The organism is Raineyella sp. (assembly GCF_034933565.1).
In the GTDB taxonomy this organism is placed as follows: domain Bacteria; phylum Actinomycetota; class Actinomycetes; order Propionibacteriales; family Propionibacteriaceae; genus Raineyella.
In genome coordinates this window covers 76451-93174 of sequence record NZ_JAYFNG010000021.1, presented here as the reverse complement: position 1 = coordinate 93174, position 16724 = coordinate 76451, and the positions used below count along the sequence as shown (strand labels likewise).

Below are 16724 nucleotides of genomic sequence, written 5' to 3'. Positions count from 1 at the left end.
GGAGAGGTTGACGCCGGCCCCGGAGCCGCCCTTGAAGATCCGCCCCTCCTCGGCGTACCAGTTCAGGATCGAGTCCATCGAGTCGTCGACCGACAGGATGAAGCAGGCGCTGATCTGCTGGGGCGCCTCGGTACCGACGTTGAACCACACCGGGGAGTTGAAGCTGAAGTACTGGTGCAGCAGCATCCAGGTGAGCTCGTCGGCGAAGACGCCGGCATCCTCCGGGGTCGCGAAATAGCCCTCGGCCTCGCCGGTGGTGCGGTACTTGTTCACCACCCGATCGATCAGTGTCTTCAGGCTGTCCTCACGGGCATCGGTTCCGACGGCTCCGCGGAAGTACTTCGTGGTGACGATGGTGGAGGCGTTGATGCTCCAGAAGTCCGGGAACTCGACGCCGCGCTGCTCGAAGACGCTCTCGCCTGTCTTCCAGTTCGTCTGGACGATGTCACGCTGCTCCCAGGTGACCTCGTCGTACGGATGGACCCCTTCGGAGCTGAAGACCCGCGCGACCGTGAGGCCCGCACCCTTGATGGGCTTGGGACGCGCCGACCGTGACCGACTGGCCGACGGACGGGTGGTTTCGGACATGGCTGACCCCTCTTCTGCTGGGTGGAGGCTACGAGTTGTTGGCGGCGACCGAGGTCGAGCCGGCCCGCAGGGCGGCGATCTCGGCCTCGAAGTCCTCAGCGGACTCGAATTGGCGGTAGACACTGGCGAACCGCAGGTAGGCGACCTCGTCGAGCTCCCGGAGCGGACCGAGGATGGCCACCCCCACGGCGTGCGACGGGATGATCGTCTGGCCGGACGCCCGGATGGCATCCTCGACCTGCTGACCGAGTCGGGCGAGCTGGTCGGCCGTGACGGGACGGCCCTTGCAGGCCTTGCGTACGCCCTGGACGATCTTGTCGCGATCGAAAGGCTCGACAACACCGGACCGTTTGCTCACCGACAGCTGCATCTGCTCGACAGTGGTGAAGCGACGACCACACTCGGGGCACTGGCGCCGACGACGGATACACTGACCGTCCTCGGTGGCGCGAGAATCGAGAACGCGCGTGTCACCGTGGTGGCAGAACGGACAGTTCACGACCCTCCCCCTTCCCCGGTCCGCGGTGGACCGATCGGCACATCAGGCCCACCTGAGCGCCAAGACTGGGGATGGGCCTGTTGATCACATGTGGACAACGTGTGGGTAACTAATCACTACTTGTGGATTAAACACATGCTTGTAACTACTAGATGTTGTGATCATAGAACGCTGTCACCCATAGATCAACCCGACCGGCTCCCGCCGAGAGTGCACCCTGAGCCCTCGCCGGCCACCGATCACGCAGCCAGAACGTCTTTCGGGCCGGACCACCGCTCCACCCCCGAAGCCGGACCACCGTTCCACCCGACCAGATGCTCCCATCTGACCGCACGCTCACCCCTGGACCCCTGGACACCTGGACACCCAACGGAGCAAACCCGACACACGCCTCCGGGCCAGCCAGCAACGCCCCGGGAACCGCACAAGTAGGCGTCAGGAGATGTAGCCCGCCATCACACCCACGAGGACCGCAGAGATCACCACGGCAGAGATGGCCATCAGGACCAGGAGTGTCAGCGCGAACACCGCGTCGACGGCAGACCCGAAACGGGCACGGATCGAAGCCAGGTCGATTTCCCCGAACCTCGGCACCCATGCAGCACCGGACAGAACGGGACCACCGAATGTGGCGGCACACCCTCGACCCGCGAGATCCACACCAACACCGTCCACGCCAGCACCACTCATGCCGACACTCCCGACGCCGGCACCCCGCGTACGAACATCGAACACCACAGACCGACCGTCCACCAGGGCACATCGCCGCTCCAGTGACGACCGATCCACCCCAGCGCGAGGTTGCCTCGAAACTTCACGGGCAGGACCCATCCCATGGACAGAACCCACGCCATGGACAGAACCAACCCCACGCACCGCATCGGTCCCGCGAGTGACACCCGACCGGCGCACCACAGCAGCCTCACGTACCACAGCAGTCATCGTCATCTCCTGAGTCGAACCTACGTACGAAAACCCTAGCGAACGTCTGATCGAATAGCAAGACCCGTCGCTCCGGTCGCCCCTTCGGCCACCGTCACCCAGAAGCACACACCAGGGGTCTGACAGCGCTCCGACGGTGAGGGTTCCGACCAGGCATGACCGTCCGGAACCGTCAGGGAACACGCCGAAGGATCGCCACGGCCTGTTGCACGACACGCTCGAACAGATGTTTGAATGACTGTTTCGATGCGATAGCGTGTCGGCATGGCCGATGGACCGGATGACACCACCCCTCCCCGGCGGGGGCGACCACGTACCAGCGCTGTCGAGGAGCAGGTCCTGGCGGCGCGCCGGGCCCGTCGCCAGGGCCTCGCCGAGCGCAAGGACCACCGGGTCGGCGGGCCGGCCACACCGCTGCGCGAACTCACTGCACGCCAACAGCTGATCCTCGACATCATCCGTGCCACGGTCGAGGACCGCGGCTACCCGCCCACCGTCCGGGAGCTCGGCGACGCGGCCGGACTGTCCAGTCCGTCGAGCGTTTCCCACCAGCTGAAGGTGCTGGAAGAGAAGGGCTACATCCGCCGCGATCCGAACCGGCCACGGGCGATGGAGGTGGTCACCACGGGTGATCCGGAGGCGTCCTCCGCCGTGTCATCCTCCCCCGACGTGCCACCGTTCGACCCCACCGGGCTGCGTGACGCCATGCCGACGGCGGTCAATGTGCCGATCGTCGGCCGGATCGCGGCCGGCATGCCGATCACCGCAGAGGAACATGTCGAGGACGTCTTCGCGCTGCCGAAGCAGCTGGTCGGGGACGGCACCGTCTTCATGCTGGAGGTCCGCGGCGATTCGATGATCGACGCCGCGATCTGTGACGGGGACTGGGTCGTCGTGCGCCAGCAGCCGGATGCCAGCAACGGGGACATCGTCGCCGCCATGCTGGACGACGAGGCGACGGTCAAGACGTTCAAGCGCACGGCGGACAAGGTTTGGCTGCTGCCGCACAACAGTGCGTACGACCCGATCGACGGCACCCATGCGACCGTGCTCGGCAAGGTCGTCGCTGTCCTCCGGCGAGTCTGAAGGGTGTCGCTCTGACGGCTGGTCCGATCCGGCCGGCGATCGGACCAGGATGGCGATCGGACCAGGACGGACTGACCTGATCACCGGGCCCAGCCCTGTGCCGTCCCGACCCGCGCCGTTCCAGCCCCGTTCAGGACGCTCGGCTGTCTTCCTGCCCGGATCCCGGCTCGGCCTCGGCGGCCAACCGTTGGAGGGCCCGGACGGCCACGTCCGAGTCCGTCGTGGTCCACATCGGCGGCAGGGAGGCCCGCAGGAAGCTGCCGTAACGAGCGGTGACGATCCGGGGGTCGAGCAGGGCCACCATGCCCCGATCCGTGGTGCGGCGGATCAGACGACCGGCCCCCTGGGCCAGCAACAGCGCGGCATGGGTGGCGGCCACCGCCATGAACCCGTTGCCGCCGTGCCGCTCGACCTCCTGCTGCCGGGCCTGCATGAGCGGTTCGTCGGGGCGCGGGAAGGGGATCTTGTCGATGATCACGAGCCGGCAGGTGTCACCAGGGACGTCGACCCCCTGCCACAGCGACAGGGTCCCGAACAGGCTGGTCCGCGGCTCGGCGACGAAGCGCCGGGTCAGTTCGGCCAGATGGGCGTCCCCCTGCAGCAGGACCTCCATCGCGGGGAGCTCCTGGCGGACGTGTTCCGCGGCGGCCTGCGCCGCCCGCTGGGACGAGAACAGCCCGAGGGTGTGCCCGTCCGCGGCCCAGACCAGCTGAGCGATCTCGCTGAGCACCGCCGGATCCGTCCCGTCCCGGCCGGGACGGGGCAGGTCGCGGGCGAGGTAGAGGATGCCCTGCTTGCTGTAGTCGAAGGGCGACCCGACGTCGAGCGCCCGCCACGGCAGGACGCCCTCCATCGCGGCCGTGAACCCGGCCCCCATCACCTCGTCGGCCGAGGGCCCCCGGTCGCCGGTCGGCTCGTTCCCGTCCACCTGCTCGGCGGCCCGCAGCCCGAACGATCCGGCCACCTTGGTGAAGCCACCCCCGACCTTGAGCGTCGCCGAGGTGAACACGACCGTACGATCGGACAGGATCGCCCCTCGCATCAGCCCCGCGACGGACAACGGTGCCGCGCGCAGTTCGCGCCCCGACCGGTCCCGGTCGATCACCCAGACGACGTCGCCGTCCGCCGGGGCCGCCATCCGCTCGGCGACCTCGAAGACCTCCTGCAACGCCGCCTGGGCCTGGCGTCGGTCGTTGCTGTCGGAGTCCTTGCCGTCCCGGCCCTTGCCGAGCTGGGACACGCCGTCACGGGCCAGGTCGCGGACCTGGCCCAGCGCGGTCGTCAGCGCCGACTCGCCCGGCTCGACCCGGGCGAGGTCCGCCGCGTCGAGCGCGGTCCCCAGCGCCTCACCTGCATCCATCAGGTCGAGGGCAGTGTCGTCGTCCATCCACGCCATCGCCCGCTTTGCGACGCGTTCGACGATCTGCGGGCTCAACTCGGCCGAGGCGGCACCGGTCACCCGGGCGACGAGCTCGTGCGCCTCATCGATGACCACCGCGGAGTGCTCCGGCAGCACCGACCCCTCCTGCATGGCGTCGATGGCCAACAGGGCATGGTTGGTCACCACCAGATCGGCGGCCCGGGCCCGCTCCCGGGACTTCTCCACGAAGCACTCCGCGCCGAACGGGCAGCGCTGCGCGCCCAGGCATTCCCGCGACGAGATCGACACCTGCGACCAGCCCCGGGCGGTGTGGGTCGGGGCCTCGTCCCGATCCGCCAGCCCGTCCCGCTCGGCCTGCTCCTCGGCCCACTCGCGCAGGGACAGCACCTCGGCCCCCAGCACGGACACCTCATCGGCCCCGGACTCACGGATCTGATCGGCGACGTCGGCGCCACCGAACAGGCCCTGCTGCTCCACCGGCCCGTTCTCCCGGACCCGCAGCAGGCAGGCGTAGTTCGTCCGCCCCTTCAGGACGGCCGACCGTACCCGCTTGCCGGCCACCTTCTCCATCGCCGCGAGGGCGTGGGGGATGTCGCTGTCGGCGAGCTGTGCCTGCAGGGCCAGGGTCGCCGTCGCGATCACGACCCGGTCGTCGGGGTGCGCAGCGAGGTGCGCCAGCACCGGCGCGAGGTAGCCCAGGGACTTGCCGGTGCCGGTCCCGGCCTGCACCAGCAGGTGCTCGCCCCGGTCCAGGGACCGGGCGATCGCCTGCGCCATCGCCTGCTGCCCCGGGCGGGGGCTGCCGCCGATCACGCCGACGGAGGCCTCGAGGAGGTCGTCAGCGGTCACCGGGGGCAGCTTCTGGGAAGGCACCCGTCAACTTTAGACGCTCCGCTCGCGCCGGCCGGGAGGCGAGCGGGTCGGTCACCGCGCCGGTGGGTGACCGACGCGGGCGGCGTACGCCACCGGGGCACACCGAGCCCCGGACACCGCCGAGACTCACTGCTCCAGGTAGGGCCGGAACTCCCCCGCCAGGTCGGCATGGACCAGCGCGACGATCCGGGTGCCCTCGGAGGTGAACTCCTGTGTGACGAACTCCCCGTACTGGTGCACCTTGTCGAGCAGGTCGCCGCGTGAGTACGGCACCAACGCGCGCACCTCCGCCTCGGGCCGTGGCAGCGCCGCCTCGATCGCCGCCCGGATCTCCTCGACGCCGACACCGGTGCGGGCCGAGCAGAACATCGCCGCCGGATAGGCCGAGGCCAGCCCCAGCCGGGTCGTCGCGTCGACCAGATCCATCTTGTTGAAGACCAACAGCTCGGGCAGGTCCGTCGCCTCGATCTCGCCGAGGACCTGGCGGACCGCGTCCACCTGGCCGGCGGGATCGGGATCGGCGCCGTCGACAACGTGGACCAGCAGGTCCGCCTGGGACGACTCCTCGAGCGTGGACCGGAACGCCTCGATCAGCTCCGTGGGCAGGTGTCGGACGAATCCGACGGTGTCGGTCAGGGTGTAGACGCGCCCGTCCCCGGCCTCCGCCCGGCGGGTGGTCGGGTCCAGGGTGGCGAAGAGGGCGTCCTCGACCAACACTCCGGCTCCGGTCAGCCGGTTCAACAGGGACGACTTGCCGGCGTTGGTGTACCCCACGATCGCCACCGACGGGATCCGGTGGCGATGGCGCTCGGCGCGCTTCGTCTCCCGGGTGACGTCCATGTCGCGCAGCTTGCGCCGGAGGATGGCGATCCGGGTGTTGATCCGGCGCCGGTCGGTCTCGATCTTGGTCTCACCGGGCCCGCGCCCGCCGATACCCGCACCGCCGGCGGCCTGGCCACCGGCCTGACGCGACAGGTTCCCGCCCCAGCCACGCAGCCGCTGCTTGCGGTACTGCAGCTGGGCCAGCTCGACCTGGGCCTTGCCCTCGGCGCTGCGGGCGTGCTGGGCGAAGATGTCGAGGATCAGGATCGTACGATCCACGACCTTGACCTTGATCTCATCCTCCAGGTTGCGCAACTGGGAGGCGGACAGCTCGCCGTCGCAGATCACGGTGTCGGCGCCGGTGGCCCGGACGACCTCGCGGACCTCGGCCACCTTGCCCCGGCCGATGTAGGTCGCCGGGTCGGGCTGCTTGCGGCGCTGGATCAGGCCCTCCAGGACCTCCGAACCCGCCGTCTCCGCGAGCAGTTTGAGCTCGGCCATCGCATTGTCGGCATCCGCCTGGCTGCCGGTGGTCCAGACGCTGACGAGCACGACACGCTCCAGTCGCAGCTGCCGGTACTCGACCTCGGTGATGTCCTGGAGATCGGTGCGGATGCCCGCCACCCGGCGCAGCGAGAGGCGCTCCGCCAGCTCGAGCTGGTCACCGTCGTACGACTCGGGGTCCTCCCCCTCGATCCCGACGAAGTCCTCCGACATCAGGGTCACGCCGAGATCGTCATCGTCCGCCTCGTCCGAGGCATCGTACGGTGCCTCCTGCGGAGACCCGGCGATCTCCTCGTCGCGCGCCGCAGCTCCATCGGTCGCCGCATTTTCGTCGGTCACCGCATCGTCGTCGGTCACCGCCTCGTCAGGTGCCTCGGGCGGCGTCCCCTCGGGGTGCAGCCGTCGAGCGCGGATCAGGGCGGCGCGCCCACGCGTGGGCCAGTACTCGTCCTGCGGGTCTGCCGGACCGGGTCCGGTCGGGGTGATGGCGATGGTTCCTCCTCGGGTGTCCGATTCACCCAGTGTAGGAGGTGGGCCCCACCGCGCAGCCGCGCGTCAGGCGAGATCGGGGATCACGATCGATCCCCGGTAGACGAGCTGGGCCGGACCGGTCAGCGTCGCCGTCACGGGCGCGTCCGCGGACGCCCGGCTGAGCCCGACGACCACCACGCCGCCGGGCACGTCCACCCGGATCCGGCGCTCCTCGGGACCGATCCCGAGGCCCAACCGGGTGGCGGTCGCCGCGGCCACCGCGACCGTCCCGGTGCCGCAGGACTCGGTCTCCCCGACGCCGCGCTCGTACACCCGCATCCCGACATGGCCCTCGTCCATGATCCGGACGAACTCAGCATTGACTCCGTGGGGGAATTCTCCGACCGGCCAGGTCGGCTGGCGGGTCAGGTCGAGGACGCCGATGTCGTCGGTGAAGGACACCGCGTGCGGGTTGCCGACGTCCACCGGTTGGGCCTGCCAGGTCCGCGGCCCGCGTCCGTCGTCGGCCACGGTGATCGGCACGGTGGGCGCCAGTGCCCCGTCGTGCACCCGGACCGGCCCCATCTCGACCCGGACCCGCTCGTCCGGCAGCAGGACGGCATGGCGGGCGCCGGCGCGGGTGCCGATCTCGATCTCCCGGTCGTTGACCAGGCCTGATTCGTACAGGTAGCGGACGAACACCCGCACCCCGTTGCCGCACATCTCCGCCACGGACCCGTCGGCGTTGCGGTAGTCCATGAACCAGGCGTCCGGGTCGCCGTCCCACTCGGGGATGTGCTTGCCCCGCACCGCCCGGAGCAGGCCGTCGGCCCCCACCCCGCCGCGCCGGTCACAGAGGAACCGGACCTCCACCGGGTCGAGGTCCAGCATCCCCGCCTGGTCGGTGAAGACCACGAAATCGTTGCGGGTGCCGTGCCCCTTGGCGAAGGTGATGTCACGCATGGCGACAATCATTCCACGGCGGGCGGCACCTCGGCCGGCTGCCGGGAGGACGCGGGCGGCACCTCGGTCGGCTGCGCGGAGGCGGCGGGAGCGACCAGGCGACGCAGCGGTCCGGCCAGCAGGAGGTCCGCCAGCTCCGCCGCCGGCCGGGTCGCATCCACCCAGATGATCCGGTCATCACGTCGGAACCAGCCCAGTTGCTTGCGGGCGAACCGCCGGGTCCGGGTGATCGTGGCCGCCCTGGCGGCCGCCTCGTCGATCGTGCCGGCGAGGAAGTCCAGCACCTGGCGGTAGCCGAGGGCCCGGCAGGCCGTACGCCCCTGGCGCAGACCTCGTGCCTCGAGTCGGCGCACCTCGTCGACGAAGCCGTCCGCCCACATCCGGTCCACCCGGGCGGCGATCCGGGCGTCCAGCACATCGCGCTCCAGCGACAGCCCGATCTGCACCACGTCCGCCAGGGCGTAGCGGTGCTCGGGCAGGGTGGACACGTAGTGCCCGGTCAGCTCGATGACCTCCAGCGCCCGGATGACGCGGCGCTCGTTGTTGGGCTCGATGCCCGCCGCGGCGGCCGGATCAGCCGTTCGCAGCCGCTCGTACAGGTGCGCCACCCCGACCCGCGCCGACTCCGCCTCCAGCCGGGCCCGGACGGTCGGATCGGTGCCGGGGAACTCGAACTCGTCGACGATGGCCCGGATGTAGAGCGAGGACCCGCCGACCAGCAGTGGCACGACACCGCGGGCCCGGCAGCCGGCGATCGCCTCGCGGGCCAGCTGCTGGAAGTCCGCCACTGTCGCCGTCCGGTCGATGTCCCAGACGTCGACCAGATGGTGGCGGACGGCCGCCAGTTCCTCGGCGGTCGGCTTGGCGGTCCCGATGTCCATGCCCCGGTAGACCAGCATCGAGTCGGCGTTGACGATCTCGGCCGGCTGGCCGGCTGCCGCCATCCGGCGGGCCAACGCGATCGCCAGCGCGGTCTTGCCGGAGGCGGTCGGGCCGATCACCGCGACCACGGGGAGAGACTTGGCCGACACCGTCACGACCTCAGGAACGCCTGACCGGGATGCCCAGCCGGACGGTGGGCCGCGTCGGTCGGTCCTGATCCGCTGACCCGACCACCGGCAGCAGGCCGCTCGGGGACACCGCGGGGGTCTCCTGGCGGGCCGCCCAGGCGTCACCGCCGCGGGTGCGCCGCAGGCCGGTGAGGCCGGCATCGGCGTTCAGGTGGTGCGGCGCCGCGTACGTGATGACCGTTTCGGCGATGTCGCCCGGGCGCGGCCGCAGCGCCGGATCGTCGGGGACGGCCACGTGGACGAGACGGTTGTCGCGGGCGCGACCCGACATCCGATGTGTGTCGCCGTCCTTCTTGCCCTCACCGTCGGCGAACATCACCTCGACCCGCTCCCCGACCAGCGCCCGGTTCTCCTCCCAGGCGATCTCGTTGACCAGGTCGATCAGCCGCTGGTAGCGGGCGTGCTTCACCTCGTCCGGCACCTGGTCGGGCATCGTGGCGGCCGGGGTGCCGGGGCGGATCGAGTACAGGAAGGTGAAGGCGGCACTGAACCGCGCCCGCCGGACCACCTCCATCGTCTGCTCGAAGTCCTCGTCGGTCTCCCCCGGGAATCCGACGATGATGTCGGTGGTGATCGCCGCGTGGGGCATGGCGTCGCGGACCCGGTCGAGGATGCCGAGGAACCGCTCCGACCGGTACGAGCGCCGCATCCGGCGCAGCACCTCGTCCGAGCCCGACTGCAGCGGCATGTGCAACTGGGGCATCACGTTCGGCGTCCCGGCCATCGCCGCGATCACGTCGTCGGTGAAGTCCTTCGGGTGCGGGCTGGTGAACCGCACCCGCTCCAGCCCGTCGATCCCGCCGCAGGCGCGCAGCAGCGAGGCGAAGGCCTGCCGGTCCCCGTGCGGTCCGAGATCGCCCGGCCGCTCGTCGCCGAACCAGCCGGTGCCGTACGCGTTGACGTTCTGGCCGAGCAGCGTGACCTCCTGGACACCCTGGTCGACCAGGGTGCGGATCTCCCGCAGCACGTCGCCGGGCCGCCGGTCGGTCTCCTTGCCGCGCAGCGAGGGAACGATGCAGAACGTGCAGGTGTTGTTGCAGCCGACGCTGATCGAGACCCAGGCCGAGTAGGCCGAGTCGCGGTGGGTCGGCAGGTCGGACGGGAAGGTCTCCAGGGCTTCCTTGATCTCGACCTGCGCCTCCTGGCGGATCCGGGCACGCTCCAGCAGCACCGGCAGCGAGCCGAGGTTGTGGGTGCCGAACACGACGTCCACCCAGGGCGCACGCCGGACGATGACGTCGCGGTCCTTCTGGGCCATGCATCCGCCGACCGCCACCTGCATGCCGGGGTGCTCGGCCTTGACCGAAGCGATGTGGCCGAGGTTGCCGTACAACCGGTTGTCGGCGTTCTCCCGCACGGCGCAGGTGTTGAACACCACCACGTCCGCGTCGGCGCCCGCCGTGGCGGGCACGTACCCCGCCTCGTCGAGCAGTCCGGCGATCCGCTCCGAGTCGTGCACGTTCATCTGGCAGCCGTACGTCCGCACCTCGTACGTACGCGGCAGGGATCGCCCGTCGACGGCGGGCGACAGGGCGGTGGCAGGAGGCAAGGCGGCGGAGGTCTCGTTCATGGCGGGCCCACTCTACAGGAGCGCCTCCTACCACATCCGTACGGCGGTGCCACAGGCGATACCACATCGACACGGCCGGCGGGTGCCGAGCACCGCCGTCATCGACACGGACGGGCGTTCGGGGCGGCGTCGTGTGACGGCCCCGGAACAATCGATGATGCTGACCCCCGTAACCCCTGTCCAATCGACCCGACGGGCCCTATCGTGCGGTCATGACATCGATCCACCCCGAGGACACCGGACCGCTGGTCCATGAGGTCGGCGCACCGATCGTCGTCCTGCAGGACGTCAACAAGCACTTCGGTGACTTGCACGTGCTGCGCGACATCAACCTGTCGGTGGCGAAGGGCGAGGTGGTGGTGGTCCTGGGCCCGTCCGGCTCGGGCAAGTCGACACTGATCCGGACGATCAACCGGCTGGAGACGATCGATTCGGGCACGATCTCCATCGACGGACGCCGGCTCCCGTCGGAGGGCAAGCAGCTGGCCCAGCTGCGCGCCGAGGTCGGGATGGTCTTCCAGTCGTTCAACCTGTTCGCCCACCGGACGATCCTCGAGAACGTCACCCTCGGGCCGCTCAAGGTGCGCAGGACCGCCAGGGCGACGGCGGAGGCCGAGGCGATGGCCCTGCTCAAGCGGGTCGGCGTCGCGGACCAGGCCAAGAAGTACCCCGCCCAGCTGTCCGGGGGCCAGCAGCAGCGGGTGGCGATCGCCCGCGCGCTGGCGATGAAGCCGAAAGTGATGCTCTTCGACGAGCCGACCTCGGCGCTGGACCCGGAGATGGTGCAGGAGGTCCTCGATGTGATGATCAACCTCGCCGCCCAGGGGATGACGATGATCGTCGTCACCCACGAGATGGGCTTCGCCCGCAAGGCCGCCAATCGGGTGGTCTTCATGTCCGACGGCCAGATCGTCGAGGAGGGCGACCCGAACGCCTTCTTCACCGCCCCGAAGAGCGACCGGGCCCGCGATTTCCTGTCGAAGATCCTCTCCCACTGAGTCCTCCGGACACACCCTGAACCTTCCGGACACACCCTGCGTACGGCCCACGTACGCACCAGACCCCGGGCGGCAGCGCCCGGACCAACCGAAAGGAACACCTGATGCACTATCGCAGGATCGGCCTCGCCGTCGGTGCCGCTGTCATGAGCCTCGCGCTGTCCGCCTGTGTGGCGGGCGGGTCGGGAGGCTCCTCCTCCGGGGGCACGGGCGGCACCATTACGATCGGTATCAAGTACGACCAGCCCGGCCTCGGCCAGCAGGTCGGCAGCGAGTACAAGGGCTTCGACGTCGACGTGGCCCGGTACGTCGCCAAGGAGCTCGGGTACCAGGCGAACCAGATCAAGTTCATGGAGGCACCCTCGGCCCAGCGCGAGACGCTGATCCAGTCCGGCCAGGTGCAGCTCATCTTCGCCACGTACTCGATCACCGACGCCCGCAAGGAGAAGGTCGACTTCGCCGGGCCGTACTTCATCGCCGGCCAGGACATCCTGGTGCAGTCGTCGCGGACCGACATCAACGGGCCCGCCGACCTGAAGGGCCACAAGCTCTGTTCGGTCGTCGGCTCGACCTCGGCCAAGAAGATCAAGGACCAGTACCCGGAGGTGCAGCTCCAGGAGGTCGACACCTACTCGAAGTGCGCCGAGGCCGTGGCGGCCGGGTCGATGGACGCCATGACCACCGATGACATCATCCTCGCCGGCTACGCGGCGCAGGACCAGTACAAGGGCAAGCTGAAGGTGATCGGCCACCCGTTCACCCAGGAGCGCTACGGCGTCGGCCTCAAGAAGGGCGACACCGCACTGCAGACGAAGGTCAACGACGCCCTCACCAAGATGATCAACGACGGCTCCTGGCAGAAGTTCCTGGACGCCAACGTCGGCGCCTCCGGCTACCAGCCGAACAAGGAGCTGAACCCGCCGAAGCCCGGCACCGCCTAGTCCGACGCAACGGGTGGGATGCGCCCGCGCCGCATCCCACCCGTGGTGCCCGGGCCTGCTCGAGGCCCCGACACCACGACGGTCGCGGACGCGACCCCGGGCGCTTCCCGGGCACCCTCGATCCCGGAGGTGATCCACCGTGCAAGGCCTGATCGAGCTCCTCCAGCAGTACAACGTGCTGGCGGCGTTCTGGATGACGATCCGCCTGACCCTGATCTCCGCCGGAGGCGCACTCGTCATCGGCACGGTCATCGCTGTGATGCGCGTCTCCCCCATCCCGTCCCTGCAGCGCTTCGGCGCCGCGTACGTCACCCTGGTCCGCAACACCCCGCTGACGCTGATCGTGACCTTCTGCGTGCTCGGGCTCTACCTCTTCATGAACCTGCACCTGCTGCCGGAGTCCGTCGACCCCAAGGCGCAGTTGTTCACCTGGGCGGTCGTCGCACTGTCCGGCTACCACGCGACGTTCGTCGCCGAGGGCATCCGGTCGGGGATCAACACGGTGCCCAACGGACAGGCCGAGGCCGCCCGGGCGATCGGGCTCACCTTCGGCCAGTCGCTCACCCAGGTCGTCCTGCCGCAGGCGATGCGCGGGGCGATCACCCCGCTGGGCAACACCTTCATCGCGCTGACGAAGAACACCACCGTCGTCTCGGCGGTGGGCGTGGCCGAGGCCTCGTACCTGATGAAGAACATGATCGAGTTCAGCCCACAGCATCTGTACGCGATCTTCTTCCTGATGGCCCTCGGGTTCGTCATCCTCACGCTGCCGGCCGGCCTGTTCTTCTCCTGGGCCTCGACGAAATGGCAGGTGCAGCGATGAGTACGCAGCAGGCGAGCGTTCTTTTCGATGCGCCGGGGCCCCGGGGCATCCTCCGCAACCGGATCATCGGCCTGGTCGGCATCGTGGTCATCGCCGCCCTGGTGGCCGGGCTGATCTGGGGGTTGCGCGCGCAGCTGACCGGCGCCAAATGGGCCCCGTTCCTGCGGGCCGACACCTGGGTGTCGTACATCCTGCCCGGCATCATCAACACCATCCAGGCGGCGGCCATGGCGGTGGTGCTGGCCTCCCTGCTGGGGCTGGCGCTGGCGCTCGGGCGGATGTCCTTCAACCGGCCGGTGTCGTTCGTGTGCACCGTCATCATCGAGTTCTTCCGGGCCGTCCCGGTGCTGATGATGATGCTCTTCGTCTACTTCATGACGATCTTCGTGCCGTTCATGGCCAGCCTGTTCACCGGCTCACTGGTCGAGGTCAAACCGCTGGTCGCCGTGGTCGCCGGTCTGACGTTCTACAACTCGGCGGTCATCGCCGAGCTGCTGCGCGCGGGCGTCAACAGCCTGCCGCGCGGCCAGACCGAGGCCGGGCTCGGCATCGGGCTCAGCATCGGTCAGACCCGACGGCTGATCCTGCTGCCCCAGGCCGTCACGGCGATGCTCCCGGCGCTGGTCTCCCAGCTGGTCGTCATCGTGAAGGACTCGGCCCTCGGCTACATCATCAGCTACCCCGAGCTGCTGCGCTCCTCCCAGACCCTGGCCAGTCGCTGGTCCAACTCCATCGCGGCGTTCCTGGTCGCGGCGGTGCTGTTCATCATCATCAACTACTCGCTGACCCGGCTCGCCGGCTATCTGGAGGGTCGCTCCCGCTCACGGCAGGCCGGCCGGATGCTCAAGCTCGAGCGACTCAACATGGAGGACCACGTGCACAACCAGGAGGTGCCGCTCAAGGAGTGAATCCGCCCCACTCGACGGGTCGGGTCCCGCTCAGCGAGCGTGGTCCTGCTCAGCGCAGCGTGGTCGCACTCGACACGGATGAGGGGCCCGGCACATCAGTGCCGGGCCCCTCATCCGTGCCAGGCCCCGTCGTCGTTGTCCCGGATCTCCCCGGACCGTCCCAGGTGTCGTCCCGGGTCGTCGTCCTCGTGCCCCGCCGGTCGGCCTCTCCGTAGCGAGCTGCGTCAGCGGGCCACCTCGGTGGCGCGGGACTCGCGCACGACCGTCACCCGGATCTGGCCGGGGTAGGTCAGCTCCTCCTCGACCTGCTTGGCGATGTCGCGGGCGAGCACCTGGGCACCGATGTCGTCCACGGCTCCCGGCTCGACCATCACCCGCACCTCGCGGCCGGCCTGCATGGCGAAGACCTTGGAGACGCCCTCGTGGGCCGCGGCAAGGGCCTCCAGACGCTCCAGCCGCTGGACGTACGACTCCAGCGACTCCCGGCGGGCACCGGGCCGCCCCCCGCTCACCGCGTCGCAGGCCTGGGTGAGCACAGCCTCGACAGAGTGCGGTTCGACGTCGTTGTGGTGCGCCTCGATGGCGTGCACGACGTCCTCGGACTCCCCGTATTTGCGGGCCAGGTCGGCGCCGATGACCGCGTGCGGCCCCTGCACCTCATGGGTGAGGGCCTTGCCGATGTCGTGCAGGAACGCACCGCGCTTGCAGCTCGCCACGTCCAGCTTCAACTCGGCCGCCATCACGCCGGCGATGTTGGCGCACTCCACCAAGTGCTTGAGCACGTTCTGGCCGTACGAGGTGCGGTAGCGCAGGCGGCCCATCAGGGTGACCAACTCAGGGTGGAGATCGTGGATGCCGACCTCCAGCAACGCGTCCTCGGCGGCCTGCTGGCAGCGGTCGGCGATCCGGCGCTGGGACCGCTCGTACACCTGCTCGATCCGGGCCGGATGGATCCGGCCGTCCGCGATGAGCTCGGTCAGTGCCAACCGTGCGGTCTCGCGCCGCACCGGGTCGAAACAGGACAGCAGCACCGTCTCCGGCGTGTCGTCGATCAGGACGTTGACCCCGGTGATCTGTTCGAACGAGCGGATGTTGCGCCCCTCGCGGCCGATGATCCGCCCCTTCATCTCGTCGCTCGGCAGGTCGACGGTCGAGACCACCGACTCGGCCGTCTGCTCGGGCGCGAGCCGCTGGATCGCCTCGACGATCACCGCCTGGGCCTTGACCTCCGCATGCCGACGGGCCTCCGACTCGATGTCGCGGGCGATGATCGCGGCCTGGCGCTTGGAGTCCTGCTGCGCGACGGCAAGGACCTCCTCGCGGGCCTGCTCGGCGCTCAGCCCGGCGATCCGCTCCAGGGCCGCCCGCCGGTCGGCCTCCGCCGCGGACACGGCGGCCTCGCGGGTCCCGAGCTCCTGGCGCTGGGCCTCGGCCTCGCCGCGGCGCCGTTCCAGCTCCGCTCCGTCGCGATCGAGGCGTTCCTCGCGCTCGGTGAGCCGGTGCTCACGGCGCTCCTGACTCAGCCGGATCTCGCGGATCTCGTCGTGTTGGGACTGGGAGAACGAGGCGGCCTCGCCCCGCAGCCGATCCCCCTCGAGCTGGGCCGCCTCGGCCTGCAGCAGGGCGGCCTGGGCCTTCTGACGCAGGTCATCGACCGCCGAACGGATCGACTGGTCGTAGCTGTCCGCCTCCTCCCGCAGCGTGCGCTGGTAGGTCTCGGCCTCGGCCCGGAGCCGGGCGGCGTGGGCCCGGGCGGCGTCCGCCTCGGCCTGCCCGTCGGCCCGCAGGCCGTGGGCCTCCTCGAGCGCACGGGCTCGCAGCGCATCGACCTCCTGCTGGGCCTCCGCCCGCAGCCGGGCGATCTCCTCGAGCTGGGCCGGCGTCGGACCCTCCGGGCCCGCCGCGCGGTACCGGCGCAGCAGGATGACGGCCAGCACCGCGATGGCGATGAGGACAACGACGAGGAGGGCCCCGACGACCAGGAACCCGACCATCGAGTTCATATGGCAAGCACTCCCTTCGGCACGCGTCCGTGCAGATCAGGAGGGCGCTACAGCGTGGTGCACCGAGTGGCCGAACATCCACCGATGCCGGCCACTCTGGTAAACAACCATCTCTATCGTGCGCGGGGTCGTCCGACCCCGATATGCATCACTCACGTCAGTGAAGGATCACTGCACTACCCTCAGCGGGTATCTTACCGAGGGCCCGCAAACCCTGCCGCACCGTCCCCTCGGCGGCCGACCGTGTCGGGCCCGATGCCCGGCCCGGCAGCCCACCGGGCG

General features: G+C 69.8%; 13 protein-coding genes and 1 pseudogene. 5 read left to right on the top strand and 9 right to left on the bottom strand.

Features of this window, described 5'->3' with window-relative positions:
* The 3 genes and pseudogenes from VB059_RS07420 to VB059_RS07410 form a co-directional block, all read right to left on the bottom strand.
* Nucleotides 1-588 (bottom strand): annotated as a pseudogene (locus VB059_RS07420) (vitamin B12-dependent ribonucleotide reductase); the annotation flags it as partial.
* A 28-nt stretch (nucleotides 589-616) separates the two neighbouring features.
* Nucleotides 617-1087 carry a transcriptional regulator NrdR gene (gene nrdR, locus VB059_RS07415; RefSeq protein ID WP_323421378.1) on the bottom strand — a complete coding sequence of 157 codons (471 nt, stop codon included), beginning with the start codon at nucleotides 1085-1087 and terminating at the stop codon, nucleotides 617-619.
* Nucleotides 1088-1522: 435 nt separating this feature from the next.
* Nucleotides 1523-1777: a hypothetical protein gene (locus VB059_RS07410; protein WP_323421377.1), complete on the bottom strand. Its 255-nt coding sequence runs from the start codon at nucleotides 1775-1777 to the stop codon at nucleotides 1523-1525.
* A 516-nt stretch (nucleotides 1778-2293) separates the two neighbouring features.
* Between VB059_RS07410 and lexA the strand changes: the two genes are divergently transcribed.
* A complete protein-coding gene (lexA, locus tag VB059_RS07405; RefSeq protein WP_323421376.1) occupies nucleotides 2294-3115 on the top strand; it encodes a transcriptional repressor LexA in 822 nt (273 codons plus the stop codon).
* A gap of 130 nt (nucleotides 3116-3245) precedes the next feature.
* On the opposite strand, the gene VB059_RS07400 is transcribed toward lexA, so the two are convergent.
* The 5 genes from VB059_RS07400 to miaB form a co-directional block, all read right to left on the bottom strand.
* Nucleotides 3246-5273, bottom strand: coding sequence for an ATP-dependent DNA helicase (locus VB059_RS07400; RefSeq protein WP_323421388.1), 2028 nt, complete (start codon nucleotides 5271-5273; stop codon nucleotides 3246-3248).
* A 222-nt stretch (nucleotides 5274-5495) separates the two neighbouring features.
* A complete protein-coding gene (gene hflX, locus VB059_RS07395; protein ID WP_323421387.1) occupies nucleotides 5496-6908 on the bottom strand; it encodes a GTPase HflX in 1413 nt (470 codons plus the stop codon).
* Nucleotides 6909-7250: 342 nt separating this feature from the next.
* On the bottom strand, nucleotides 7251-8129 hold the full coding sequence (gene dapF, locus VB059_RS07390) for a diaminopimelate epimerase (RefSeq protein ID WP_323421375.1): 879 nt from the start codon (nucleotides 8127-8129) through the stop codon (nucleotides 7251-7253).
* 8 nt (nucleotides 8130-8137) lie between these two features.
* Entirely contained in the window at nucleotides 8138-9160 is a 1023-nt protein-coding gene (miaA, locus tag VB059_RS07385; RefSeq protein WP_323421374.1) for a tRNA (adenosine(37)-N6)-dimethylallyltransferase MiaA, read from the bottom strand.
* A gap of 10 nt (nucleotides 9161-9170) precedes the next feature.
* Nucleotides 9171-10769 (bottom strand): tRNA (N6-isopentenyl adenosine(37)-C2)-methylthiotransferase MiaB, encoded by a 1599-nt coding sequence (gene miaB / locus VB059_RS07380; protein ID WP_323421373.1) that lies wholly within the window; start codon nucleotides 10767-10769, stop codon nucleotides 9171-9173.
* 212 nt (nucleotides 10770-10981) lie between these two features.
* On the opposite strand from miaB, the gene VB059_RS07375 reads away from it, so the two are divergent.
* The 4 genes from VB059_RS07375 (at nucleotide 10982) to VB059_RS07360 (ending at nucleotide 14439) form a co-directional block, all read left to right on the top strand.
* A complete protein-coding gene (locus VB059_RS07375) occupies nucleotides 10982-11767 on the top strand; it encodes an amino acid ABC transporter ATP-binding protein (RefSeq protein WP_416339517.1) in 786 nt (261 codons plus the stop codon).
* A gap of 104 nt (nucleotides 11768-11871) precedes the next feature.
* Nucleotides 11872-12708: a glutamate ABC transporter substrate-binding protein gene (locus VB059_RS07370; RefSeq protein WP_323421372.1), complete on the top strand. Its 837-nt coding sequence runs from the start codon at nucleotides 11872-11874 to the stop codon at nucleotides 12706-12708.
* A 139-nt stretch (nucleotides 12709-12847) separates the two neighbouring features.
* Entirely contained in the window at nucleotides 12848-13531 is a 684-nt protein-coding gene (locus VB059_RS07365) for an amino acid ABC transporter permease (RefSeq protein ID WP_323421371.1), read from the top strand.
* Complete coding sequence (locus tag VB059_RS07360; protein WP_323421370.1) at nucleotides 13528-14439, top strand: amino acid ABC transporter permease; 912 nt, start codon at nucleotides 13528-13530, stop codon at nucleotides 14437-14439. The genes VB059_RS07365 and VB059_RS07360 overlap by 4 nt, the downstream gene beginning before the upstream one ends.
* A gap of 224 nt (nucleotides 14440-14663) precedes the next feature.
* Here VB059_RS07360 and rny read toward each other — a convergent pair whose 3' ends face one another.
* The gene (gene rny, locus VB059_RS07355; RefSeq protein ID WP_323421369.1) at nucleotides 14664-16442 is read right to left on the bottom strand and encodes a ribonuclease Y; all 1779 of its coding nucleotides are present in this window, start codon (nucleotides 16440-16442) and stop codon (nucleotides 14664-14666) included.
* Nucleotides 16443-16724 lie beyond the last annotated feature (282 nt).